Genomic DNA, 22,006 nt, shown 5'->3' with positions numbered 1-22,006 from the left:
ACGCCTTGCACACCCGTGACACGCGGCCCACAGGGCCGTCGGCACAACCCGTGATGCCGACGTACCGGACTCGCTGACCTGTGCGCAGCGGCGCGGCGTCAGGGTGCGGCGGTATGGTTTCGGAACGGTTCACGGTCGCCTCCGTGGGTCGAGGCCCCGCGGGTGTTGTGAGCACCAGGCGGGGCCGACTTCATTCGGTCCCGCCTGAGCTGCATTCCGTAAACATTCCGCAAACAACAGAAAAGGCCCGGTTCGAAAACCGGGCCTGACCTGCTTATACAGTCTGTGCGCGATACTGGGATTGAACCAGTGACCTCTTCCGTGTCAGGGAAGCGCTCTCCCGCTGAGCTAATCGCGCCGGGTTAGAACTTGGAGGTGGAGACGGGAATCGAACCCGTGTGCACGGCTTTGCAGGCCGTTGCCTCACCACTCGGCCACTCCACCGCTGGGGTTGATGCGAATCGCACCTTCGAGCGGATGACGGGATTCGAACCCGCGACCCTCACCTTGGCAAGGTGATGCGCTACCAACTGCGCTACATCCGCGTGCCACGGGCGAGATCGTCGCCCGTCGCGATGCACGACGATAGTCCACGCGGGCTGGCGTGCACAAATCCCTGGTCGCGCAAGCGGACTGGAAAAGCTCCGACGAGGTCTAGAAGATGCTGTAGCTCTGTCGGGACAGCCGGAAACCGTGCCCGTCGGCGTTGGCGCAACGCACCCCGGCCTCGTCGCTCGCGCAGGTGAATCCACCGGCTCGTTGCGTCTGTCCGTAACCCAGGGCCGGCCCGGCGTGCAGCGTGGTGTCTCCGGCGCACACGAACGCCGCCGGCCCGTGTGGATCCATCGAGATGCCCTGGCCGTAGCCCGTGAAGCTCGGGCAGTCCGTCGGTCGCGGTGGCGGCGACCATTCGCGTTCCGCGATGTCGCAGCGCAGGTATTCGGCGTCCATGATGCAGCCGATGTTGCCGCTCGGTGAGGTGAACGACTCCAGATCCGCGGCCGCGACCGGTGCGGCGAACACCCCGAGCGCAGCCGAGCCGACCAGCAACGAGAGAGGCCTCATCCGGCCGAAGCTACTCCCTGACGACGTCGCTCGTGGGGCAAGTGGGTGGGCGAGACGGATTCCAGTCCGTCGGGGTCGCCGTGTTAGTGTTCGACCTCGTTCGATGTCGTTGAACCGGGGTCGAACACGTCGCGACGGTCTCGTAGCTCAGTGGAAGAGCGTCCGCCTCACACGCGGAAGGTCGCTGGTTCGAACCCAGCCGGGACCACAAGAAAGCCCTGATCAGGGGCTTTTTGCGTTAGAGCGAAAAACGGGCTTGGCACCGGGTTGACACATCGGGATTTTCCAAGAGGTAGGGCCACCCGCGACAAACCGGACTCAACGGTCTGGATCCAGTGCGTCATGCCGTTCACCGAAACGTGGGACACCGCAGCGTTGTCGGCGTGGGGCATCCTCGAGATCGAGTTCCTCGAAGACCGCGGACTGACTCGACGACGCGCCGACCCGCCGACGCGCCGCCGGTGAGCCGCAACGGTCGCGGTCAGTTCCGCCGGCCGGCTCGTTCGGCGAAATCGTCGAGAGCGGCCAGCACCTGCGGTGCCCGCCACGCACGGTTGCGTGACTTGTCGGTGAACTCGACGACGATCCCTGCCTCTGTCAACGGATCCATGTAGCGGCGGGGATGGTCGGTCGGGATGCCCAGTTCCTGCCTCAGCAGCACACCGTTGACGACGGGGCGCCGAGTCAGTAGGTCGGCCACTCGCCATATCGCCGAGTCCGAGCGTGCGGTGATTCGCTGGTTCCAGTCCGCGCGGATGTCTCGGAGCTCTTTGACCAGGGCGCGCCCATTGGTGACCGCCCGCATTCCCGCCGCGGCGAACGCCGCGATGATCGGGGCGGCATCTCCATTGCGGTAGGCGGTCAGTGCGGCGAAATAGCCGTTAGTGTCGGCCAGCAGCCCTGCGGACACCGGCACTGTCACCTGCCGGGTGAGGCCTTTGTTTCGCAACATCGCTTGCACGAGTGCCCGGCCGGTGCGGCCGTTGCCGTCGGTGAACGGGTGGATCGTTTCGAATTGTGCATGGGTGACGGCGATCTGGGGGAGCAGTGCCACATCGTCACGAGCGGCGAAGGCAAGAAGGTCGTCGATGGCCGCAGGCACCCGGGTATGTTCGGGTGCCACGAACACCGCTGAGCGTGGAGAGTTTCCGCCGATCCACACCGGCTCGGTGCGCCACTGCCCGGGGGTGTGGCGCGACTGGCCGGTCATCAGTGCGGCGTGCATGGCCAGGATCGCCGCGACGTCGATGCGCCGCGACAGCTCGACCGCCGCGGTCATCGCCGCGGTGTTGGCGACGATCGCTTTGGCATTGGGTTTGCCCTTGCCGCCGGGCAGTTCGGCTTCGGCGATCGATCGCGCCGAAGCGGACAGGTTCTCGATCTGCGAGCTGGCGGCCGATTCCGAGCGCAACAGCACCGCGGCGAACGGCGCGATCTCAGCTCCCAGTTCGGCGTCGAAGCGGGCGATCTCATGGCTCGCATCTTCGGCGTGCGCGCGGATCGTCGGGTCCACGGTGAGCTCCAAGCCGGTGATGGAGGCCGGGATCGCCGCCTGGTACGGGCCGCCACTGCTCGACGCGCGGGAGTGTGGACCGTCGTAGTGCGGCGCCCATTGCAGAGTCTCGTAGGACAGGGGCGCAAGTGTCGTCACGATCCTACGATAGCGACACTTATCGACATAAGTGTCGCTATTGTTCAGGGATAGCGACACGTGATGTCGGCACCGCAGATGCGTGGGGACCCTGCCTGAACGCGCTTACCCGTACCTTGACCGGCCGCGCTGCGGGAACAGAAATTCCCGCCGCCCGCCGGAGCCGATGTGTCGGCAACCAGCGCGGTGGGGTTCTTGATCAACCGGCGGATGCAGTCCGCTGGGCCGGCGCTGTTCGATTCCGAAGCGGGTAGCGGAAACTGCGTTGCTCCCTCTTTTCGGGCAGGTCACCTGCTCTGAGCAGAGACAACGTCCCTCGCGAATGTTTGCCAGATTCAGTCAACTAGAACTTCAGCAACGTCTTGCTTAGGGTCGCCTCCAAGTCGAACGATGGGGGAGACCAAGCATGAATCGTGCAACTAATCGTGCTCATCTGCGTGCTAACGACCACACTGAAGCCGATCGCCTGCCCCGGATGGGCAAAGTTTTGACGGTGAGTGCCATAGTCGCCAGCTCGACGATTGCCGGAGTGTGCGCCGGAACGGCCGACGACCACGCTGCTCGCCGAGCAGCCGTCTCGCTGGCCACCGAGGTTCGCACTCTCAAGGGTTCGGTGCCGTGGTCGATCGACGCGACGCTCAACGGCGCGGTGTGCGGCGCAGCCAGCGGCAACACCTGCACCAACCTCCAGTACCCGGAGGTGACCGGTGACATTGGGGTCATCGTGGGTGAGAACCTCCTCGACAAGGCACTGGACGCCGCCTCGACACCGCAGATCGTCTTCGGCTACTCCGCGGGCGCGGTCGTGGCGTCGCGATGGCTTTCCGAGCACGCTTCGGACGCAGATGCCCCGTCGGCCGACAATGTGTCGTTCATCTTCATCGGGAATCCCAAGCGCAAGTACGGCGGGTCGACCACGGAGTACACCAGTACCCCGACGACGCCCAACACCCAGTACACCGTCCTGGACATCAGCCGCGAATACGACGGGGTGTCCGACGTCCCCGACGATCCGACGAACCTTCTCGCCGTGCTCAATTCGCTCGCCGGCTACTTCTTCGTGCACACCAGTTACTCGAACATTGACCTCGTCAACGACGACAAGCTGGTGTGGACGGAAGGCAACACCACCTACGTGCTGGTGCGCACCGCGAACCTGCCGCTGCTGGATCCACTGCGGTACATCGGGCTGGGCTTTGTGGCCGATGCCCTCAACGCACCGCTGAAGAACATCGTCGATTCGGCCTACCACCGCGACTATCCCGGCGTCATCACCGATCCCACCGCAGCGCAGCAGGCGGTCGACGACGCGCTGCGCGGCCCGGCCGCTACCAAATCGACGGCGCCCGCCACGGCTACGACGACGTTGGCCGCGGCCGCCGCCAAGACAGCCGCGGCACTGGTCACCACCGCTAGTAGCACGAGGTCGCCGGAGCCGGCCGACGCTGCCGCCCCGACTGAGTCAGCGGCCGACAGCGACGATGTGGTGGAGCCGAAAACTACTGTGGCACAGGCCATCGAGACCGACGCCGTGGCCGATACATCCGCCGCATCAGAGGCTGATTCCAAGGCCGATGCTGCCGAGTCAGACTCCGACGTCAAGAGCGATACCGCGACGCCGTCGCGGGCGGATGTCGAACCGGCGAAAGCAACGGACACCACCGCCGGCGCCAGGTCCAACAGTTCCTCCGACTCCGCCGCGAGTGGCACGAGCACGTCGGCGGCGAGCTCCTAACGCCAGAGGCGCGTCGGATCGCAGGGTCGACGGCGATCAGATCTGGCTCGAGGAGCGAGAGTTGTCCTCGCAGAGGGTGATCGGGCAGCTACCTGTCACCGGTTGCCGATGGGGATTGGGTCGCGGCGTGCAGTAGCTGCTCGCGGACCGGTTCGGGCAGGCCGATCAGCGCGGTGGTGATCCTGCGCACCCGTGAGTTGTGCGTCAGTGCCAGCCAGTCGAGGTCGTCGTCGAGCAGTTTGGTGTAGGCGATGTCGGCGGTGCCGGCCAGATAGTTGGGGTCGACGCCGAAGAACTCGCCGATCAGCTCCAGCGATCGGGTGGAGGGCCGTGCCCGCACCCCGCTGCGCAGTTGCGAGAGATAGGGCGCGGAGAACTTGAAACCGCGAGCCGCCAGGAAGTCCAACAGTTCGCTGCTGTAGTACGGGCGGTCGGCCCCGGGGGCGCGGATGGTGTCGAAGAGCCTGTTGAGGCGCATCGCGAAGGTTTCGTTGGCGTCGAATGCCAGTGGCGCGGCGGCTCGTCGTCCCATTTCACATCCCCGATGGCAAATTAAATGACCGCGACATGAGTTGTCAGTTTAGCGTGAGGCAAACGGCAGGGCGCTATTTGACGTATGCGTCGAAGACTGGGCGTCTCGCGTCTGTCCTTACCTGCGGTAACGACCGGCCGAGAGGCGTCGGACTTGCAAAAAACCATGGCGGCTTGCGAATTCCCTGTTCGAATGATCCCGATGTTCGCCATCGAACGGCCTCGTCGTATCCCTCTGCGCCGCTCCGCCCACGGTGCCGAGGTGCGCTCAGGGGATGCCCTGAAGGATCGTCAGCAATCAACTGACCGAACTGATGTGCCCCGCGGTTTAAATTCAGCAAAGAATTGTCAGTCGTTGCAGGGATCTACACGGGGTGCCACGGCAATCGGCGTCGCACGGCGGTCGTCCCGCCGATTCCCCTCATGACGTGGACGAATGAGTTGGTCTTGGTCGAGGCCGCCGAGTGGCCCGCTAAAATCACGGTCTGATAACGGTGGATTTCCACCCCGGATGGTGTTCGAGGGGTCGCACATGAGCCGACGTGGCTCTCGGGTTGCCGCGGTGCTGATCGGCGCGCTCGCGACGGTCGTGGCGGTCGGCGCCGACGCCGAACCGTCCACCGCTGCACCCGCCGCCGCTGGTCCGATGGTGAATGAATCCGGCGCGCAGCTCATCGCGTTGCTGCCCGGCGCTCCGGCGGTGCGCACCATCGTCCAGAACGACGCGAATCCGCCTGCCGCCGAGGTTCTGGCGGCGGCCCGGTTGCGGGTGGTGCCCAATCCGCAGGTGCTGCCGATCGGCCGGGCGCCCGAGCGGGGCCTGCAGGTCAGGACGATCCTGGCCTCGCGCATCATCAGCGCGGTGTTCCCGGAGATCCAGAACATCGGCGGTGTCCGGCCCGACGCGCTGCGCTGGCATCCGAACGGACTGGCGCTCGACGTCATGATCCCGAACGCGTCGAGCTCGGCGGGGATCGCACTGGGCGACCGGATCGTGGCGTATGTACTGCGTAATGCCGACCGGATCGGCATCCAGGACGCCATCTGGCGCGGCACCTACTACACGCCCAGCGGCCCCAGCGGGTCCGGCTACGGTCACTACGACCACGTACATGTCACCACCACCGGCGGCGGCTATCCGGACGGTTCCGAGGTCTACTACCGCTGACCCGGGGGCGGTCAACCCACGGGTACCGAGATCTCCACCTCCGTGCCGGGCGTGGTGGGGCGCACCGCGAACGTGCCACCGGCGGCCTGCACCTTGGCACGCGTCGACGCCATCCCGATATGACCGCCCCGCACGCTGCGCGCCACTGCATCGGGATCGATGCCCACTCCATCATCGGAGATCCGCACCCAGGCATCGTCATCGGAGCGTCCGAGTTCGATCCAAAGGTTCTGCGCGCGTGCGTGTTTGACCGCGTTGGTGGTGATCTCACGCGCCGCGCCGTAGAGCAGTCCGTCGGCGGGGGTGGGGCCGGAATCCCCCCAGATGCCGGCGTCGAAGTGGACCGCCATTCCCGACCGGGAGCCGATACCCTCGACCAGTGCAGCCAGCGCGGCCGGCAGGCCGGCCGAGGCCAGCACCGCGGGGTGCAGTTCGCGGACGACGTCGCGCAGCAGATGGGTGGCTTCGGTCAGCGCGGAGTCGGCCCGGTCGGCGGCCCCGGCCGAACCGGTGCGGACATCATCGAGATCTTGGCGCGCGACGATGACATACTGCAGGGCGCCGTCGTGCAGGCGTTCCGAAAGTGCCTGACGCTCCTGTGTTTCCAGATTCCTCAGCTCGTCGAGCAGGTGGCTGCGCTGCGACGCCAGCTCCGCGATGGCCTCCACCTTGGACCGCTGGATCCGGGACAGGGCCACCGAGCCGCCGGCCACGCCGGCCAGTGCCACCAGCCGCATGAGGATCGAGCCCCACGGCTCCTCGTTGGCGGACTGATTGATCAGGGACACCGCCAGGTAGGTCGCCAGTGTCGGTACGGCGATGAACCCGCTGACATACGGATCCAGTTGCGCCGCAGCGATCAGGGGGATGAGGAAGAGCCCGGTGCTCAACACGTCCGAGGTCCAGCTCATCGGCGACGCCAATCCGGTCAGCACCGAAAGTGTCGCCACCACAGTCAGATCCGCCCCCAGCATCAGCAGGGCCAGGGCGCGCCCCCTGCTGACACCGGCCCGTGACCGAGGGTGCAGCGCCACGCTGCACCAGACCGTCACCGCCACCGCGTAGACGGCCAGCACCGCCAGGCAAACCCACCGTTGGGCGTTGGGTGGCTCGAGGAGCAGCGTGATCGCGATGAAGATCACCAACACGACCCGCAGGACGCACTGCAGAGCGATGCCCATCAGGTGCCCGTCGGCATCGGACATCGGTGTCTCCCGTCGGCTCGGCGTGGTCCGAGTATAGGAGTAGGTGCGTCGCCGACTGTGGGAAACGCCACGCTAGGCTCACGATCGTGACCCAGCCCTCACCGTCGCTCGCACCTCCCGCCACCTGGGACGACATCACTCCGGAGTGGATGACGGCCGCCCTGTCGGTCGGCCGGGCCGGGGTGGTCATCGACGCGGTGACGGTGCAGATGCGCGACGACGGCACCAACCGCCGCGCCCGGTTGGCGCTGACCTATGCCGAAGGAACCGGTCCGGCAACGGTTTTCGTCAAGGGCGTTGATCCCGACCACCGCGAACTGATCAAGATGACCAGCGGCCTGTTCCATGAGCCCCGGCTCTTCGCCGCCGGGATCGAGCTGCCTCTCGAGCATCCGGTGGTCTACGCGACGGCCATCGACGAGGCCGCCGAGGACTTCGTCATCGTGATGGAGGACCTGACGGCTCGCGGTGCCGATCCGCGGGACGCCACCCGCCCGCTCACGCCGCAACAGGCTGCCAGTGCGGTTCGGGGATTGGCCCGCATGCATGGAAAGTACTGGGGTGAAAGGCTTTCCAGTAGCCCGGAGCTCGACTGGGTCGTGCCGTTCCTGCCATGGGACGGAATGCAGTACGCACCGTTGCCGGCGGCCCAGGAAAGGCTCTCGGCGGACACCCCGGCCGAAGTGCTCGCACTGACCATCGACCAACTGGTCGACGACATCTGGAAGCCCTACATCCGGAGTCTGATCCGGGCCCCGCAGACGCTGTTGCACGGCGATCCGCACATTGGCAACACCTACCTGTTGCCCGACGGCGAGGTCGGATTCCTGGACTGGCAGGTGCTGCGGCGCGGCAACTGGTCACTGGACCTCGGCTATTTCCTGCAGGGCGCGCTGACCACCGCGGACCGTCGCGTGCACGAGGATGCGCTGCTCGTGGAGTACCGCGACGCACTCGGTTTGCCGGCGGCCGAACTGCCGGACCTGGACGAGATCCGGCTGCGCTACCGGGCATCGGTGGCGCACGGGCTGTGCACCTGGCTGGCGACCGCCAGCGCGGGGGAGTTGTGGCAGCGACCCGACATCGCCCTGGCCCTGGCGCAACGTTATTCGATGGCGTACGGAGATCTGCAAACCGCCCAGGCGATCGCGGAGATCGACTGCGGCTGAAGCGGACTCAGGCCGGCGTGCCGGCCAGTGCGCAGGCCATCTGCGCGTTGTGCGCGTCGGTGTTCATCCCGTCCGCGGTGTCATTGAGGGTGTTCCCGCCGCCGTGCACTCCCATCACCAGGAGCAGTTTGGTGGCCCGCAGCGACCAGGACTGCATGGGTGCCGAGATGTCGCCGGCCAGCCCGGGTGTCGCCGCGGCGCCCCATGCGGTGGACGCGGCCTCGCGCAGTGCGGTGCGGCCCACGACGTTGGAGTTCTGCACCTCGGGGTTGCCGTAGTCGACATAGTTACCGCCGCCGGCGGTGGCGTAGGCGAAGTCCTCGTAGTTGGTGGCCGCATAACTCAGCGCGGCCGAGAACTGTTTGCAGGCAACGGAGGACGGGCTGTCGGTATCGACCGGGGCCGCCGGATCCGCCGCGACGATGGTCGTGTCCGCGCTGGGGCCGGGTGGTGCAGGAGCGGGGGCGACATCGGGCTCGGCGCCCGCGCCGGTGGCGGTGAGAAGCATCACACCGGCCGACATGACCGACGACGCGATCATCCGACGCATGACGATGGGGTTCATCCGATCCCTCTCATTCACTCGATCACCAGCCAGAACGGCCGCAGTGGCAGGACTCTACCGGTGTTCGCGACACGCAGGTCGCTCGAAACTCGCACCGGAACCTTGAATCAACAGGTCAGTTGGGTTGCCGAAAGTTGAACTCCGACTGAATAAATCACCATTGGCCAGCACCGGGCCGGACAGCTTATCGGAGGCTCGGCGAATGCGGAAGAGATTGAATCCTGCCAAACCGCTGTGCGCCCGCGTTGCGCGAAGGATACGCGCCCCAAGAATCACCCTGATAACAATTCGCCGCCAAAGTTGTTGCTGCGTTTACCGTTTGGACACCCGGTCCCTCAATAGTTCGACGGGACAGATCCCGCCGGGGTCACAACAACGAGAGGCACAACCCCTTCCATGTTGCATCGTATTGCCACCGTGGCTTCTGTATGCGTGTTGCTCCCAGTGCTGGGGTCGTCGCCGATTGCGCTGGCTGATCCGCCGGCCGACCCCGCCGTCGTTCCGGTCGCGAACGCGGCCCCGCCCGCGCCGGACGCGGCTGCTCCGCCGGTCCCCGGTGGTCCCGCCGGCCCGGTTCCCTCAGCAGCCCCCGGCGTGCTGACCACCCCGGACGGTTGGCAGGTGATCGTGTCCGGCAAGGACGAGTCGATGGAGCCCGTCGCCTCCCTCACCGGCGCTCCGACCTCCCGTGAGTACCTGGTGGACGGAACCTTCATCGGCGGCGTCACCGGCAAGGGCAGCACCAAGCTCGCCGGCGGGACCCTCGAGGCCGGATACCAGATCGGTTGCGGCATCACGCAGGACGACATCGAGTCGATCACCTCGGCCGGCATCACTCCCGGTATCGGCATTCCGATCATCAACGGATCGATCTTCCCGGTGACGCTGTCCCCGTCGCTGAGCCAGCAGATCAAGATCGCGCTGAAGCCCGGCACCGTGAACATCGTCCCGGTGGGCAAGAAGTCCTTCAAGGGCACCAACCCGCGGGTCTCGATCACCGGATTCCGCATCAAGATCGACGGTTGCGCCGGTCAGTCCTTCATCCGGTCGTACGCGACGTTGACCAGCTCCACCGACAACACCGACGACGTGGTCACCTACCTCGGCGTCACCAAGGCCGTCTGAGCCGGACGCTGCGGACCGGTTACGCCCACACGTTCCCCGAGACTCGAAAGGTCTTAGTACGACATGATGCATCGATTCGCCACCCTGGCCGCCGTGTGCGTGCTCGCACCGCTGAGCGCCGCACCCACCGCGTTCGCCGACCCTGCGCCGGCCGACCCCGCCGCCGCGCCCGCCGTTCCTGCCGCCGACGCGGCGCCGCCGCCACCGCCGGTCGACACGGGCGTGGTGGCCTCGGAGGTCCCGGGTATCGCACACACCCCCGACGGCCGCACCCTGACCGTCGCGGCCAAGAACGAGACCCAGCTGCCCGTCGCGCCGCTGACCACCTCGTTGTCCTCGCGGGAGTGGCTCGTCGGGGGGACGTTCACCGGTTCGGGCATGGGCGAGGTCAAGGGCGGCACCCTCGAGGTCGGCTACCAGATCGGCTGCGGCATCGAGATGGACAAGATCAAGCTCAACGGCTCGATCGGTATCGGAGCCGGTTCCCTGAGCCTCAACCCGACCGCCGCGGCCCCCGTCGGCCTGGGCTCGCTGACGGTTCCGATCCAGGGCCAGATCGAGGTCGAGCCCCGGCCGGGCACCATCACCAACGTCGCGGTGGACAAGAAGTCGTTCAAGGGTGACGCGACCCGGGTGACCGTGAAGGACGTGCACATCAAGGTCGACAACTGCGTCGGCGCATCGTCGTTGCGCTCCTACGCGGTGCTGACCAGCTCCGGCACCGACGCGGACGACATCGTCGCCTACTACGGCGTCGCGAAGGTCTTCTGAGCGAAGATGCTGCCCCGCATAGCATTCCGACCGGGTTCGGAGATTCGCGCAGCCGCCGCGTTCGGCGTGGTCGCCGTCGGGACAGCACTCTGTCTGGCGGCAACCGCGTCGGCCGACCCCGCGGCGCCGCCGGTCGATCCGGCCGTACCGGTGGAGCCGGGGGCGCCCGTCGTCGCCGGTCCACCGCCGGCACCGGCGCCATTGGCACTGGGCCCGTTGGGTGCCACCAGTGGCGCGACGCCGATCGGCATCACCGATTTCCTGCTGGGTCAGTACCAGACTCCGTCGCTGCCGGGGGCGGGGCCCGCGGTAGCGCCGGATGTCAACGTGCTGAACGCCGGTCAGTTCCTCAATCCGCTGAACTACCGGGTGCCGACGCCGGAACGGGTGCCGGACCAGGTCTCGCCGTATCAGCTGGCGCCGGCGACGGATCCGGGCCCCTTCGCGAGGGTCGAGGCGATGAAGGGCCAGCACGCAATCCTGCACGGCGCGCTGGGCCGGATGCCGATCGGCGACCTCAGCCAGCCGCTGCCGGGGACGGCCCCGCCGGTGGGCACGGTGCTGCCGGCCGGTCCGGTGCAGAACCTGCCGGACATTCCCGGCGCGCTGCCCGGCCTCGTGCTGCCCCCGCCCCCGCCGGAAATTGATCCGGCAATTCCGCCAGCCGTCCCGCAACCATTGATTCCGCCGACCGGATAGCGTCGCATTCAATTCAAATTCGTCCACCCGCTCGGGCGGGTGGACGAATTTGTGCGTCGACGCCGACGCCATCGAAATAACGGAGCCATTCGGGAAAGCAAACGGAGGGGCTGCCCGGATATTCCGGGCAACCCCTCCGTCCTGATATCGGCAGCGGGTCAGAAACCGCCCGCGGCGCCACCGGTGCCGCCGGCGCCGCCGGTCGTGCCGGAGCCCGCGGAACCGGTGCCGCCGGTCGAGCCGGAGCCGAAGCCGCCGTTGCCGCCCTTGCCGCCGTTGCCACCGGTACCGGGTGCGGTGCCGTTGCCACCCTTGCCGCCGTTGCCGCCCTTGCCGCCGATCTGCGAGCCGTTGCCGCCGTCGCCACCGGTGCCGCCACCGGCCCCGGTGGTCGCGCCCGCGCCACCGGCTCCACCGGTGCCGCCGCCGCCACCCAGTGCGCCGCCCGAGCCGCCGGATCCGCCCGAGCCGCCCTTGCCGCCGCTGGTCGAACCATCGCCGCCGAGGCCACCGGCACCGCCGGCGCCGCTCCCGCCGCCGAACAGGCCGCCGTTGCCGCCCTCGCCACCGTTGCCGCCCGCGCCGCCGGCACCCGCAGCGTTGGTCCCGCCGGCGCCACCGGCGCCCGCGTTTCCGCCGTTGCCGCCGAAGGTGCCCGAGTTGCCGCCGTCGCCGCCTTCACCGCCGGCGCCACCGGCGCCACCGGATCCGCCCGCGCCACCGGCGCCGCCGTTGGCCGAACCGGTCAGGCCGCCGTTGCCGCCGTCACCGCCGTTGCCGCCCTTGCCGCCGGCCGCGGTGGACGAACCGCCCACGCCGCCGGCACCACCGCCACCCTGGGCCAATGTGGGCAGTTGGGCGCCGTTGCCGCCGTTGCCGCCGTTGCCGGCATTGCCGGTGGAGCTATTGCCGCCGGCGCCGCCGGCCCCGCCGGAACCGGCGTTCAGCCCGGCGCTGCCGCCGTCGCCGCCGTTGCCGGCGGTGGCCCCGGCCGGGGAGGCCGCGGTCACGCTGTAGCCCGCGCCGCCGGCGCCACCGGTGCCGGCCAGGGTGCCGGTGCTGCTGGTGCCGCCCCAGTCGCCGCCCTTGCCGCCGTTGCCGCCGTCGGGATGCGCCGCCGTGCCGGCACCGCCGGCGCCGCCGTTGCCGTAGAGGCTGGCGTTGCCGCCGTCGCCGCCGCCCCAGCCGTTGCCGCCGTTGCCGAACAGGCCGGCGTTGCCGCCCTTGCAGGTGCTGGCGCAGGTGGCGGCGTCATAGCTGAAGCCGTTGCCGCCGAACCAGCCCGCGTCGGGGTGGGCGGCCGTGCCGTTGCCGAAGAAGATGTTGAATGGTTCGTCGGCCGCCAACCGAACGGCCGGTGCGGCGGCCGCACCCGCACCGAACAGATCGCCGGTCGTGCAGGTGCCGAGCGCATCGGTGACGCAGCCGGGGCTGGATTCGGCGGGTGCCGCGGATGCCGTCGTGGCCTCCGTGAGTGCGACGAACAGGCCGCTCCCGAACAGTGCGGCGCCCGCGATGCCGACGCGCAGATGTGGCGCGCGATCCGGGAATTTGCGGTGTTTGGACACGTGAATACCTTCCCCTGAAAAGAATTGGGCCATTTGGCATCAGAAACGTAGCACAGTATTTGCTGCCCAGTGCCCGGGGAATAGGCCTGTTGGAGCCGGTTATCCGGCCTTTTCGTGGTGGTGGACCGATGACCGTTATTCGAGTGTTCACGGTATGTGAAGAATGGGCGAACGGCAATTTGAATCGGTTTGAATGAATTGCCGGCGGAGTGCTATTTGCAGAGTTCGGTGATGTGGTCGCCCGCGGCCTGGGTGTCGCGGAGTCGGCCGGTCTGGGCGTTGTCGTCGTCGCCGACACCGGCGAGCAGGTTCATGGCGATCGCCCGCAGTCCGTCGGTGAACGTGTGGATGGTGGCGGTGAGATCGGCGGGTACTGCCGGATCGGTCAGGCTCAGCAGGTAGTCGGCGCCACCGATCATCGCCAGGCGGGCGTTGGCGGAGACCGCCTGCACGGCAACCGGGTTGTTGCCCAGGTCGGCGTGGGTCTGCCTCGTCACCGCATCCCGCACGGTCTTGAACGCCGCGCAGGCACGGGCCTTCGCGGCGGCCGCGTCGGCGGCGGGAGCCGGAGCGGTGGTGGCGGTGCTGCGCGCCGCGCTGTCGGGTGCCCCGGAGCGGTGCAGCGCCACGCCGGCCAGACCGGTGCCGACGAGTGCCACCGCGAGGGCGACCGGGGCGACCAGTCCGCCCCGGGTTCTGGCGGCGGGGGAGGTCGGGTTCTCAGTGGGCTTGGCCATGGCGGCGATTCTAACCAGCCCCGCCGGAACACCGTTGGAGCGCAACCGAATCAGATGCTCAGGCCCACCGTGGTGCTCAGCCCGCCGTCGACGGGGATCACGGCGCCGGTCACGTAGTTGGCCGCGCGCGAGGCCAGATAGATCGCCGCGCCGGCCATGTCCTCACCGCGGCCCAGCCGTCCGACCGGGGTGCCGGCTGCCAGCCGGTCGCCGACGGCGTCCAGCGTGGCAGCCATCATCTTGGACGGAAAGGGCCCGGGCGCAATGGCATTCACCAGGATCGTGGGTGCCAGCGCGTGGGCCATGTGCCGGGTCAGCTGGTGCACCGCGGCCTTCGACGACGAGTAGGAGTAGGTGCCCATGCGGGGTACCACGATGCCATCGATCGAGCCGATGTTGATGACGCGGGCCGGGTCGTCGGCGGTGGAGGCGGCCTCCAGCAGCGGGCGGGCCAGCTGGGTCAGCAGGAACGGCGCCTTGACGTTCAGGGTGAGCACCTTGTCGAACGCCGCCGCGGGAAAGTCGTCGAACGGTGCTCCCCAGGTCGCTCCGGCGTTGTTGACCAGGATGTCGAGCCGGTCGGTGTGTGTGCCGACGGCGTCGATCAGTTCGGCGCACTGGTCCTCGCGGCTGACGTCGGCGGGGATGGCGTGCACCTCGCCGAACTCGGTCAACGCCTCTCGGGTCGCGGCACACGCGTCGGCCTTGCGCGACGAGACGATGATCCGCGCGCCGGCACGCAGGTAGCCCTCGGCGATCATCAGGCCGATGCCGCTGGTGCCGCCGGTGATCAGGGCGGTCTTGCCGGCGATGGAGAACAGGTCGGGTCCCATGGGCCGAATGTAGACCACGCGCCGTTGACCGCATCGAAGTAAACCGATTAGTGTACGTAGGATGACCGATGACTGGCAGCCCACGGCCTGCATCCTCTGCGAATGCAATTGCGGCATCGTCGTCCAGACCGAGGACCGCACACTGGCCCGGATCCGCGGCGACAAGAATCATCCCGGCACCCGCGGCTACACCTGCAACAAGGCCTTGCGGCTGGACCACTATCAGAACAACCGGACCCGGCTGACCAGCCCGATGCGCCGGCGCCCGGACGGCACCTATGAGGAGATCGACTGGGACACCGCGATCGCCGAGATCGCCGAGGGCCTCGCGGCGATCCGCGACGCGCACGGCGGCGACAAGATCTTCTATTACGGCGGCGGCGGCCAGGGCAACCATCTCGGCGGCGCCTACAGCGGCGCATTCCTCAAGGTCATCGGGTCCCGCTACCGGTCCAGCGCACTCGCCCAGGAGAAGACGGGCGAGGCCTGGGTCGACGCCCACCTCTACGCCGGGCACACCCGTGGCGAGTTCGAGCACGCCGAGGTTTCGGTGTTCGTCGGCAAGAACCCATGGATGTCGCAGAGCTTCCCGCGGGCCCGCACCGTGCTCAACGAGATCGCCCGCGACCCGGCCCGCTCGATGCTCGTGATCGACCCCGTGATCACCGACACCGCGAAGATGGCCGACTTCCACCTGCGCGTGCGGCCCGGTACCGATGCCTGGTGCCTGGCCGCCCTGGCCGCCGTGCTGGTGCAGGAAAACCTTTGCGATGAAACATTTTTGGCCCAGCATGTGACGGGCGCCGACACCGTGCGGCAGGTGCTGGCACAGGTGCCGGTCGACGACTACGCGATCCGGTGCGGTGTCGACGCCGACCTGCTGCGCCGTGCCGCGCGCCGGATCGCCGGCGCGGACAGCGTGGCCGTGTTCGAGGATCTCGGCGTGCAGCAGGCACCCAACAGCACGGTGTGTTCCTATCTGAACAAGCTGCTGTGGATCCTCACCGGCAACTTCGCCAAACGTGGTGCGCAGCATCTGCATTCGGCATTCGCGCCGTTGATGCGCTACACCGGCGGCGTCGGGCGCACCCCGGTCACCGGCGCGCCGATCATCTCCGGGCTGATCCCCGGCAATGCCGTCCCGCAGGAGATCGCGACCGACCACCCGGACCGGTTCCGGGCGATGATCGTCGAGAGCAGCAATCCGGCGCACTCACTGGCGGATTCGGCCGCCTGCCGGGCGGCGTTCGAGCAACTCGAGCTGCTGGTGGTGGTCGACGTCGCGATGACGGAGACCGCGCGGCTGGCGCACTACGTGCTGCCCGCCGCCTCTCAGTTCGAGAAGCCCGAGGCGACGTTCTTCAATCTGGAGTTCCCGCACAACACCTTTCAGCTGCGGCACCCGCTGTTCGAGCCGGTCGAGGGCACGTTGGACGAACCCGAGATCTGGTCCCGGCTGGTCCGCGCACTGGGCGTGGTCGACGAGGCCGACCTGGCCCCGTTGCGCCGGGCCGCCGCCGAGGGGCTCGACGCCTACGCCGAACAATTCTTCACCTCGGCGGCCACCAGCCCGATGATCGCCAAGACGCTGCCATACGTGCTCTACGAGACGCTCGGCCCGACATTGCCCGACGGGCTGGCCGGCGCTGCGGCGCTGTGGGGCCTGGCCCAGAAGGCGTTCCTGACCTATCCCGAGGCCGTCACCCGGGCCGGCCACGCCAGCGGCAATGCGCTGTTCGAGGCCATCCTGGCCAGCCCGTCCGGAGTCACGTTCACCGTGCACGACTATCCGGACGATTTCGCGTTGATCGGCCATCAGGATCACAAGATCCACCTGGACCTGCCCGAGATGATCGACGCCGTCCGAGCGCTGCCCGATACGGCGGCCCAGCTGACCACCGCCGAATTCCCCATCGTGCTGGCCGCCGGGGAACGCCGGGCCTACACCGCCAACGACATCTTCCGCGATCCGAGCTGGCGCAAACGGGACGCCGACGGTGCCCTGCGGGTCAGTGTCGACGATGCGCAGACGCTGGGCCTGGTGGACGGCGGTCGGGCGCGGATCACCACCCGGGCCGGCAGCGTGGAGGCCACCGTCGAGGTCAGCGACGCCATGCAGGCCGGCCACGCGGCGCTGCCCAACGGATACGGCCTGGACTACCGCGACGTCGACGGCGCGACGCTGGTTCCGGGGGTTGCCCCCAACACGCTCACCTCCTCGGACTGGCGGGACGAATTCGCCGGTACCCCATGGCACAAGCACGTCCCGGCGCGTATCGAGGCGCTCTCGGTCTGAACGTCGACTGACGTAGCGTGGCCGGGTGGAGTTCAACCTGGCCGAGATTTTCGCCGCGGTGGCCGCCGCCGTGCCCGACGCCGACTGCATCGTGGCCGGGCGGCGCCACTTCACCTACCGGCAGGTCGACGACCGGACCAACCGGCTCGCCCGGGTGCTGCGGGACTGGGGGCTGGGCGCGCACACCGAACGCGCCGCGCTGGCCGGGCACCAGTCCGGGCAGAGCCACCTCGCGCTCTACATGACCAACGGCAACCCGTATCTGGAAGGCATGATCGGCGCCTACAAGGCCCGGGTGGCCCCGTTCAACGTCAACTACCGCTACGTCGCCGAGGAACTGGCCTACGTGCTGGACAATGCCGGGGCGTCTGCGGTGATGTACGACGCGCAGTTCGGTCCGACGCTGGCCGAGGCGCTGGGCCCGGCACCCGACATGCACCTCATCCACGTCGACGACGGATCCGGGGTGCCGCCGCTCCCGGGTGCGCTGCGGTACGAGAACCTGCTCAGGTCGGTTGCCTCGCCCGAGCCGTTGGACCTGGCGTTGTCGCCGGATGATCTCTACATCCTCTACACCGGCGGCACGACCGGGATGCCCAAGGGGGTGCTGTGGCGCCAGAACGATATCTATCTCAACGCCATGGGCGGTCGGTTGTTCGGCAGCACCGATCAGATGACCAGCCTCGAGCAGATCGTGGCCCGCGCGAAATTGGGCGGCGCGGGGTCGCTGACGTGCGCACCGCTGATGCACGGCGCCGCGCAGTGGTCGGCGTTCAGCTGCATCCTCGCCGGGCGTCCGTGCGTGATGTCCTCTGTCACAAGCCATTTCGATCCCATCGATATCTGGGAACTGGCGGCCCGGGAGCGGGTGGCGATGATCCTGATCGTGGGTGACGCGTTCGCCCGCCCGCTGGCCGATGCGCTGGAGGCCAATCCGGGGCGCTGGGATCTCAGTGGGTTGCAGACCATCGGCAGCGGCGGGGCGCTGTTCAGCGCCGGCGTCAAGCAGCGACTCCTGGCCGCGCTGCCGCAGCTGCGCATCCTCGACGCCGGGGGATCCTCGGAGACCGGGTCGCAGATGGGTCAGATCTCCACCGCGGGCGGCTCCGGTACGGGCCGGTTCGCGCCCAACCCCGGCGCCGTCGTCGTCGATGCCACCATGACCCGCATCCTGGCGCCGGGTGACGACGAGATCGGCTGGCTGGCGCAGCGGGGCCTGGTACCGCTGGGCTACCTCGACGACCCCGACAAGAGCGCGCGGACCTTCCCGCTGGTCGACGGCGTCCGACACTCGATCCCGGGGGACCGCGCCCGCTGGGATGCCGACGGCAGCATCGAACTGCTGGGCCGGGACTCGGTGACCATCAACTCCGGTGGCGAGAAGATCTTCGCCGAGGAGGTCGAGGCCGCCGTCGGCCACCATCCCGCGGTCTACGACGTGGTGGTGGTCGGGCGGCCCAGCGCCCGGTGGGGCAGCGAGGTGGTGGCACTGGTCCAGCTGGCCGAGGGCACCGCGGCCGGCCCGGAGGTCGCGGCGTCGATCATCGCCGAGGCGGGACGGCACATCGCGCGCTACAAGCTGCCCAAGGATGTGTTGTTCCGGGATAGGGTGCTGCGCTCGCCGTCCGGCAAGGCCGACTACCGGTGGGCCAGGGCGGAAGTGAGCTAATCGGTCGCGGGCTTCTCGTCCTGGACGAAACCGCGAAGGTAGCTGAAGCCCTCGTGCCGCCAGGCCTGGTACGCCCAGATCAGGGTGATCACCGGCAGCGCGCCGAAGGCCACCCACCACCGTGCGCCGGGCGGCACCAGCCCGCGGATCACCTCGTCGCGGGACGTGCCGTCGACGTAGGCCGGCAGCCAGTCGTGCAGCAGCAGCGTCAGCATCCGGGTGGCCTCGAACGGCCCGGCGACAGTGGCCAGTACCCAACTGGCACAACCGATCAGCAGTGCCCACGGCCAGGCCAACAGCAGGGACTGGTCGTCGACGATGTCGGCGGCCGAGCGGATCGACTCGCCGATGAACATGATGCCCAGCGTCACGATGAACACGCCGACCTGCGCCGTCAGCAGATCGTCGATCACCGGGTTGGCCTGCTCGTCACCCGAGCGGATCGGCAGGCCGAACGCCAGCGACACCAGCCCGGCGAGCAGGGCCAGCAGCATCAACGCCGAGACGATGTCGTCGACCCGCATGAACGATTCGGTAAGGATGCGGGTGACCAGCTTCGACGACGCCGCCGGCCGGGTCTGATAGAGCACCATCACCACCAGCCCCGAGATCACCACCGACAGCAACCACGACACCACCGCCGCGCAGATCAGCACCAGCGCCAACGAGCCGAGGATCGGGATCAGTTCGGCGTTGTCGTCGGACCCGTTGCGCACCACTAGTAGTGGCACCACGCCGATCGCGCCCACGCCGACCACCCGCAGCAGCAGGGGCAGCGTGAATCCGGCGATCTCACCGGCGTCGACGTCGGGATCGTGGCGCCGGATCGAGGCGACCTCGGCGCGCAGCACCGAGCGGGCTCGGGTCAGCGACAGTCGGGGCGCCACAGCGCGAATCTAGACCGCGTGCAGGTATCGCTTCGTGACGACACGCTGGACAAACGCGGTCACCGGGCTGCCGAGCCGACTCCACCAGGTCGCATGCCGGGAGAACGCCACCACCTCGGCGTGCACCGACCCGTCGGCGGGGTCGTAACGCACCGCGAACCGTTCCTCGCCGGACTCGGCGTGCCCGGGCAGGGTGCCGTAGGCAAAGCCACGTTGGTCGGGCTCGTCGACGGTGTAGACCACCCGGCACGGCGCCGGGATCGGCCCGAGTCGGCCGAGCACCAGGGTGCCCACCCGCGCGACCTCGGTGGTCGCGTCGACGCGGACACCGGCGCCGCGCAGCATGCCGTAGCGCATGACGCGCTCGGCGGCCTCCTCGAAGCGCTCGCGGCCCGTTCCGATGCGCGCGCTGACGCGGACGTGGTGGTAGCCCGGCGGCAGTGGGTCGTCGGCCGTCGCGCCGACCTCCGAATAGGTCAGCGGACGGCCCTCGAGATCCGCCAGGGACATTCCGATCACAGTGCGCGCAATCCGTTCGTCAACAGCGCGACGCCGAGCAGGAGCAGTACGGCGACGGTGATGGCCACCTGGTGACGGCGCACCCAGTCGGCGAACCGGGCCAGGACCGCGTCCACCCGGTGCGACCAGATCATGTACGCCAGGATCGGCAGCACCGCCGTCGACCCGCCCAGCAGGGTGAAGTAGGCGATCGCCGCGCCGGTCGCCGGCGCGCCCAGGTTGGCCGATCCGATCGCGAATCCTGCTGCGGCGCAAGCGAACACCAGCTTTGGATTCAGGAAGGTCAGCGCCACGCCGACGAAGGCGGCGGCCGCCGGCGTGATGTGCTCGAGTCGATCGACCCAGGTCGCCTCCGCTGCGGCCGCGCCGGGCCGGCGCCAGTACCAGAGCGCGGCCAGGATGAACGCCACCCCGGCCGCCACCCGCAGCCAGGCCGTCCAGTGCGGCGGGGTGGCCTGCAGTCCGCCCATCAGGCGCGGTACCCCGACGAACAGCGTGGTGATGGCGGCCTTGGCCACCAGCCAGCCGCTGATGAACGCCAGTCCGGTGGCGCGGGGCCGGTCGCTGTGCACCACCAGTGCGATCGCGGGCAGCACTGTGAACGGTGAGAGCGCGACCACCATCGCCAGCGCCGTGATTTCGCCGAGCACTCTCCTCCTTCAGGCGATTTCGGTGCATCCGCCGTCGTCAGGCGACGGTCACCGCACCGAAATCGCAGTCTGGCACAGCCGCTACGGTGTCGTGGTGAGCAGTACTCACCGCGGCGGCGGCTTCAACCCGGTCGAACCGACCAGCAAGGGCGGCCCCGATTACGGGCGGTTCATCGCGGCGGTGCGCGAGCTGCAGGACCACGCGCGGGCCGTCGACGCCCCCGACAGGGTGATCACCGAGGCCGCCGATCTGCTGGAGAAGGTCGGCACACTGCTGGCCCCCTACGACGCCGACGAATGGCATTCGCCGTCCGGCCGGCGCTTCGATCTGCCCAACCGCGGCAACGTGCTGGGCGTGCCGTCCGACCTGGCCCGCACCCCCGATGACCGGATCGAGGGCACCGTCCGATTCGCCCGCTTCCACCTGGGCCGCAACGGCGCCGTACACGGCGGGGCCATCGGGTTGTTCTTCGACTCGCTGCTGGGCTACAGCGCCTTCGTCCTGTCGGGACAGCGCGCGCAGCGCACGGCATTCCTGCACATCGACTACCGCGCGATCGTGCCCATCGAGAAGACCCTGCGCGTCACCGGCGAGCTGACCGGCGAGGAGGGCCGCAAGATCACGGTGCAGGGAAGTATCTGGGACGGCGACACCCTGCTCACCGAGGCGCACGCCCTGTTCGTCAAGCTCAAACCGGGTCAGCCGTGAAGCGCCGGCTGACCCGGTGGCGGGAGCGCCTGCGCAGCCGGCGCACCACCAATCTGGTGTACCGGACGATGGTCGGCATCACCGGTGCCGTCGTGCTGGCCGGCGGCATCGTCGCCATTCCCTATCCGGGTCCGGGCTGGGCCATCGTGTTCATCGGCCTGGCCATCCTGGCCAGCGAGTTCGCCTGGGCCCATCACACCCTGCGGTTCGTGAAGGGCCGCTACGACGGTTTCATGGAGTGGTTCGGTCGGCAGTCGCCGTGGCTGCGCGGCGCCGGCATGGTGCTGACGACGGTGGTGGTGCTCGGCACGCTGTGGATGATCGGCGCGATGGACCTGATGGCCGGTTGGGTGGGTGTCGACCGGCCCTGGCTGCAAAGCCCGATCGGTCTCGGGTCCTGACCGCCCACCCCGATAGCATGGTCGCGACCAAGCACCTGCCCGTTCGAGGAGAA

The 22,006-nt window shown here is 68.5% G+C and carries 22 protein-coding genes and 4 tRNA genes; 12 read left to right on the top strand and 14 right to left on the bottom strand.

Annotation, left to right across the window (positions count from 1 at the left end):
• Nucleotides 1–286: 286 nt before the first annotated feature.
• From U0R18_RS05130 to U0R18_RS05115, 4 genes are all read right to left on the bottom strand, one after another.
• Nucleotides 287–358: transfer RNA gene (locus tag U0R18_RS05130), tRNA-Val, on the bottom strand.
• Nucleotides 359–370: 12 nt separating this feature from the next.
• A tRNA-Cys gene (locus tag U0R18_RS05125) sits at nt 371–444 on the bottom strand.
• A 28-nt stretch (nt 445–472) separates the two neighbouring features.
• Nucleotides 473–545 (bottom strand) — tRNA-Gly (locus U0R18_RS05120).
• Between the two features lie 109 nt (nt 546–654).
• Nucleotides 655–1,065, bottom strand: coding sequence for a DUF6636 domain-containing protein (locus U0R18_RS05115; RefSeq protein ID WP_526366564.1), 411 nt, complete (start codon nt 1,063–1,065; stop codon nt 655–657).
• A gap of 136 nt (nt 1,066–1,201) precedes the next feature.
• On the opposite strand from U0R18_RS05115, the gene U0R18_RS05110 reads away from it, so the two are divergent.
• Both U0R18_RS05110 and U0R18_RS05105 read left to right on the top strand, forming a co-directional pair.
• Nucleotides 1,202–1,273, top strand: a tRNA-Val gene (locus tag U0R18_RS05110).
• Between the two features lie 134 nt (nt 1,274–1,407).
• Nucleotides 1,408–1,530, top strand: a complete 123-nt coding sequence (locus U0R18_RS05105) for a hypothetical protein (RefSeq protein ID WP_526366562.1) — start codon at nt 1,408–1,410, stop codon at nt 1,528–1,530.
• 16 nt (nt 1,531–1,546) lie between these two features.
• Here U0R18_RS05105 and U0R18_RS05100 read toward each other — a convergent pair whose 3' ends face one another.
• Nucleotides 1,547–2,716, bottom strand: coding sequence for a Fic family protein (locus U0R18_RS05100; RefSeq protein ID WP_526366560.1), 1,170 nt, complete (start codon nt 2,714–2,716; stop codon nt 1,547–1,549).
• Nucleotides 2,717–3,209: 493 nt separating this feature from the next.
• Between U0R18_RS05100 and U0R18_RS05095 the strand changes: the two genes are divergently transcribed.
• Nucleotides 3,210–4,451, top strand: a complete 1,242-nt coding sequence (locus tag U0R18_RS05095; protein ID WP_526366558.1) for a PE-PPE domain-containing protein — start codon at nt 3,210–3,212, stop codon at nt 4,449–4,451.
• Between the two features lie 88 nt (nt 4,452–4,539).
• Here U0R18_RS05095 and U0R18_RS05090 read toward each other — a convergent pair whose 3' ends face one another.
• Nucleotides 4,540–4,983, bottom strand: coding sequence for an XRE family transcriptional regulator (locus tag U0R18_RS05090; RefSeq protein ID WP_526366556.1), 444 nt, complete (start codon nt 4,981–4,983; stop codon nt 4,540–4,542).
• A 531-nt stretch (nt 4,984–5,514) separates the two neighbouring features.
• Between U0R18_RS05090 and U0R18_RS05085 the strand changes: the two genes are divergently transcribed.
• Nucleotides 5,515–6,150 (top strand): VldE C-terminal domain-containing protein, encoded by a 636-nt coding sequence (locus U0R18_RS05085; RefSeq protein WP_526366554.1) that lies wholly within the window; start codon nt 5,515–5,517, stop codon nt 6,148–6,150.
• Between the two features lie 11 nt (nt 6,151–6,161).
• On the opposite strand, the gene U0R18_RS05080 is transcribed toward U0R18_RS05085, so the two are convergent.
• Nucleotides 6,162–7,355 (bottom strand): sensor histidine kinase, encoded by a 1,194-nt coding sequence (locus U0R18_RS05080; protein WP_526366552.1) that lies wholly within the window; start codon nt 7,353–7,355, stop codon nt 6,162–6,164.
• A gap of 149 nt (nt 7,356–7,504) precedes the next feature.
• Here U0R18_RS05080 and U0R18_RS05075 point away from each other — a divergent pair, with 149 nt between their 5' ends.
• Entirely contained in the window at nt 7,505–8,524 is a 1,020-nt protein-coding gene (locus U0R18_RS05075) for a phosphotransferase (RefSeq protein ID WP_526367445.1), read from the top strand.
• 7 nt (nt 8,525–8,531) lie between these two features.
• On the opposite strand, the gene U0R18_RS05070 is transcribed toward U0R18_RS05075, so the two are convergent.
• Complete coding sequence (locus U0R18_RS05070) at nt 8,532–9,089, bottom strand: Rv2240c family protein (RefSeq protein ID WP_526366550.1); 558 nt, start codon at nt 9,087–9,089, stop codon at nt 8,532–8,534.
• A 396-nt stretch (nt 9,090–9,485) separates the two neighbouring features.
• Here U0R18_RS05070 and U0R18_RS05065 point away from each other — a divergent pair, with 396 nt between their 5' ends.
• The 3 genes from U0R18_RS05065 (at nt 9,486) to U0R18_RS05055 (ending at nt 11,684) form a co-directional block, all read left to right on the top strand.
• On the top strand, nt 9,486–10,214 hold the full coding sequence (locus U0R18_RS05065; protein WP_526366548.1) for an MspA family porin: 729 nt from the start codon (nt 9,486–9,488) through the stop codon (nt 10,212–10,214).
• 63 nt (nt 10,215–10,277) lie between these two features.
• Nucleotides 10,278–10,985: an MspA family porin gene (locus U0R18_RS05060; protein ID WP_526366546.1), complete on the top strand. Its 708-nt coding sequence runs from the start codon at nt 10,278–10,280 to the stop codon at nt 10,983–10,985.
• A gap of 6 nt (nt 10,986–10,991) precedes the next feature.
• Nucleotides 10,992–11,684: a hypothetical protein gene (locus U0R18_RS05055; protein WP_526366544.1), complete on the top strand. Its 693-nt coding sequence runs from the start codon at nt 10,992–10,994 to the stop codon at nt 11,682–11,684.
• A 158-nt stretch (nt 11,685–11,842) separates the two neighbouring features.
• Here U0R18_RS05055 and U0R18_RS05050 read toward each other — a convergent pair whose 3' ends face one another.
• The 3 genes from U0R18_RS05050 to U0R18_RS05040 all read right to left on the bottom strand — a co-directional run bounded on the left by U0R18_RS05050 (nt 11,843) and on the right by U0R18_RS05040 (nt 14,822).
• A complete protein-coding gene (locus U0R18_RS05050; RefSeq protein WP_526367443.1) occupies nt 11,843–12,892 on the bottom strand; it encodes a hypothetical protein in 1,050 nt (349 codons plus the stop codon).
• Nucleotides 12,893–13,464: 572 nt separating this feature from the next.
• Nucleotides 13,465–13,989, bottom strand: a complete 525-nt coding sequence (locus U0R18_RS05045) for a hypothetical protein (RefSeq protein WP_526366542.1) — start codon at nt 13,987–13,989, stop codon at nt 13,465–13,467.
• A gap of 50 nt (nt 13,990–14,039) precedes the next feature.
• The gene (locus U0R18_RS05040) at nt 14,040–14,822 is read right to left on the bottom strand and encodes an SDR family oxidoreductase (protein ID WP_526366540.1); all 783 of its coding nucleotides are present in this window, start codon (nt 14,820–14,822) and stop codon (nt 14,040–14,042) included.
• 61 nt (nt 14,823–14,883) lie between these two features.
• Here U0R18_RS05040 and U0R18_RS05035 point away from each other — a divergent pair, with 61 nt between their 5' ends.
• Entirely contained in the window at nt 14,884–17,118 is a 2,235-nt protein-coding gene (locus U0R18_RS05035; protein ID WP_526366538.1) for a molybdopterin-dependent oxidoreductase, read from the top strand.
• A 25-nt stretch (nt 17,119–17,143) separates the two neighbouring features.
• Entirely contained in the window at nt 17,144–18,787 is a 1,644-nt protein-coding gene (locus U0R18_RS05030) for an AMP-binding protein (RefSeq protein WP_526366536.1), read from the top strand.
• On the opposite strand, the gene U0R18_RS05025 is transcribed toward U0R18_RS05030, so the two are convergent.
• Genes U0R18_RS05025 through U0R18_RS05015 form a run of 3 tightly spaced genes read right to left on the bottom strand, consistent with a single transcriptional unit; the run spans nt 18,784 to nt 20,843 of the window.
• A complete protein-coding gene (locus U0R18_RS05025; RefSeq protein WP_526366534.1) occupies nt 18,784–19,674 on the bottom strand; it encodes a hypothetical protein in 891 nt (296 codons plus the stop codon). The two genes, U0R18_RS05030 and U0R18_RS05025, sit on opposite strands and share 4 nt — an antisense overlap.
• 9 nt (nt 19,675–19,683) lie before the next feature.
• Nucleotides 19,684–20,184, bottom strand: coding sequence for a DUF1990 domain-containing protein (locus U0R18_RS05020; protein ID WP_526366532.1), 501 nt, complete (start codon nt 20,182–20,184; stop codon nt 19,684–19,686).
• A 5-nt stretch (nt 20,185–20,189) separates the two neighbouring features.
• Complete coding sequence (locus U0R18_RS05015) at nt 20,190–20,843, bottom strand: GAP family protein (RefSeq protein ID WP_526366530.1); 654 nt, start codon at nt 20,841–20,843, stop codon at nt 20,190–20,192.
• Between the two features lie 94 nt (nt 20,844–20,937).
• Between U0R18_RS05015 and U0R18_RS05010 the strand changes: the two genes are divergently transcribed.
• Nucleotides 20,938–21,552, top strand: coding sequence for a PaaI family thioesterase (locus U0R18_RS05010; protein WP_526366528.1), 615 nt, complete (start codon nt 20,938–20,940; stop codon nt 21,550–21,552).
• A complete protein-coding gene (locus U0R18_RS05005) occupies nt 21,549–21,953 on the top strand; it encodes a TIGR02611 family protein (protein WP_526366526.1) in 405 nt (134 codons plus the stop codon). The genes U0R18_RS05010 and U0R18_RS05005 overlap by 4 nt, the downstream gene beginning before the upstream one ends.
• The last annotated feature ends 53 nt before the right edge of the window (nt 21,954–22,006 follow it).

This window comes from Mycobacterium sp., assembly GCF_046330795.1.
GTDB lineage: Bacteria > Actinomycetota > Actinomycetes > Mycobacteriales > Mycobacteriaceae > Mycobacterium.
Note: the sequence above shows the minus strand (reverse complement) of the source record. Positions and strands in the feature narration are given on the sequence as shown.

What these genes read in the sequence shown, in the direction of transcription:
- U0R18_RS05115 (WP_526366564.1), bottom strand. Translation starts at nt 1,065, where the DNA reads ATGAGGCCTCTCTCGTTGCTGGTCGGCTCGGCTGCGCTCGGGGTGTTC.
- U0R18_RS05105 (WP_526366562.1), top strand. Translation starts at nt 1,408, where the DNA reads ATGCCGTTCACCGAAACGTGGGACACCGCAGCGTTGTCGGCGTGGGGC.
- U0R18_RS05090 (WP_526366556.1), bottom strand. Translation starts at nt 4,983, where the DNA reads ATGGGACGACGAGCCGCCGCGCCACTGGCATTCGACGCCAACGAAACC.
- U0R18_RS05085 (WP_526366554.1), top strand. Translation starts at nt 5,515, where the DNA reads ATGAGCCGACGTGGCTCTCGGGTTGCCGCGGTGCTGATCGGCGCGCTC.
- U0R18_RS05080 (WP_526366552.1), bottom strand. Translation starts at nt 7,355, where the DNA reads ATGTCCGATGCCGACGGGCACCTGATGGGCATCGCTCTGCAGTGCGTC.
- U0R18_RS05075 (WP_526367445.1), top strand. Translation starts at nt 7,505, where the DNA reads ATGACGGCCGCCCTGTCGGTCGGCCGGGCCGGGGTGGTCATCGACGCG.
- U0R18_RS05070 (WP_526366550.1), bottom strand. Translation starts at nt 9,089, where the DNA reads ATGAACCCCATCGTCATGCGTCGGATGATCGCGTCGTCGGTCATGTCG.
- U0R18_RS05065 (WP_526366548.1), top strand. Translation starts at nt 9,486, where the DNA reads ATGTTGCATCGTATTGCCACCGTGGCTTCTGTATGCGTGTTGCTCCCA.
- U0R18_RS05060 (WP_526366546.1), top strand. Translation starts at nt 10,278, where the DNA reads ATGATGCATCGATTCGCCACCCTGGCCGCCGTGTGCGTGCTCGCACCG.
- U0R18_RS05055 (WP_526366544.1), top strand. Translation starts at nt 10,992, where the DNA reads ATGCTGCCCCGCATAGCATTCCGACCGGGTTCGGAGATTCGCGCAGCC.
- U0R18_RS05045 (WP_526366542.1), bottom strand. Translation starts at nt 13,989, where the DNA reads ATGGCCAAGCCCACTGAGAACCCGACCTCCCCCGCCGCCAGAACCCGG.
- U0R18_RS05040 (WP_526366540.1), bottom strand. Translation starts at nt 14,822, where the DNA reads ATGGGACCCGACCTGTTCTCCATCGCCGGCAAGACCGCCCTGATCACC.
- U0R18_RS05035 (WP_526366538.1), top strand. Translation starts at nt 14,884, where the DNA reads ATGACCGATGACTGGCAGCCCACGGCCTGCATCCTCTGCGAATGCAAT.
- U0R18_RS05020 (WP_526366532.1), bottom strand. Translation starts at nt 20,184, where the DNA reads ATGTCCCTGGCGGATCTCGAGGGCCGTCCGCTGACCTATTCGGAGGTC.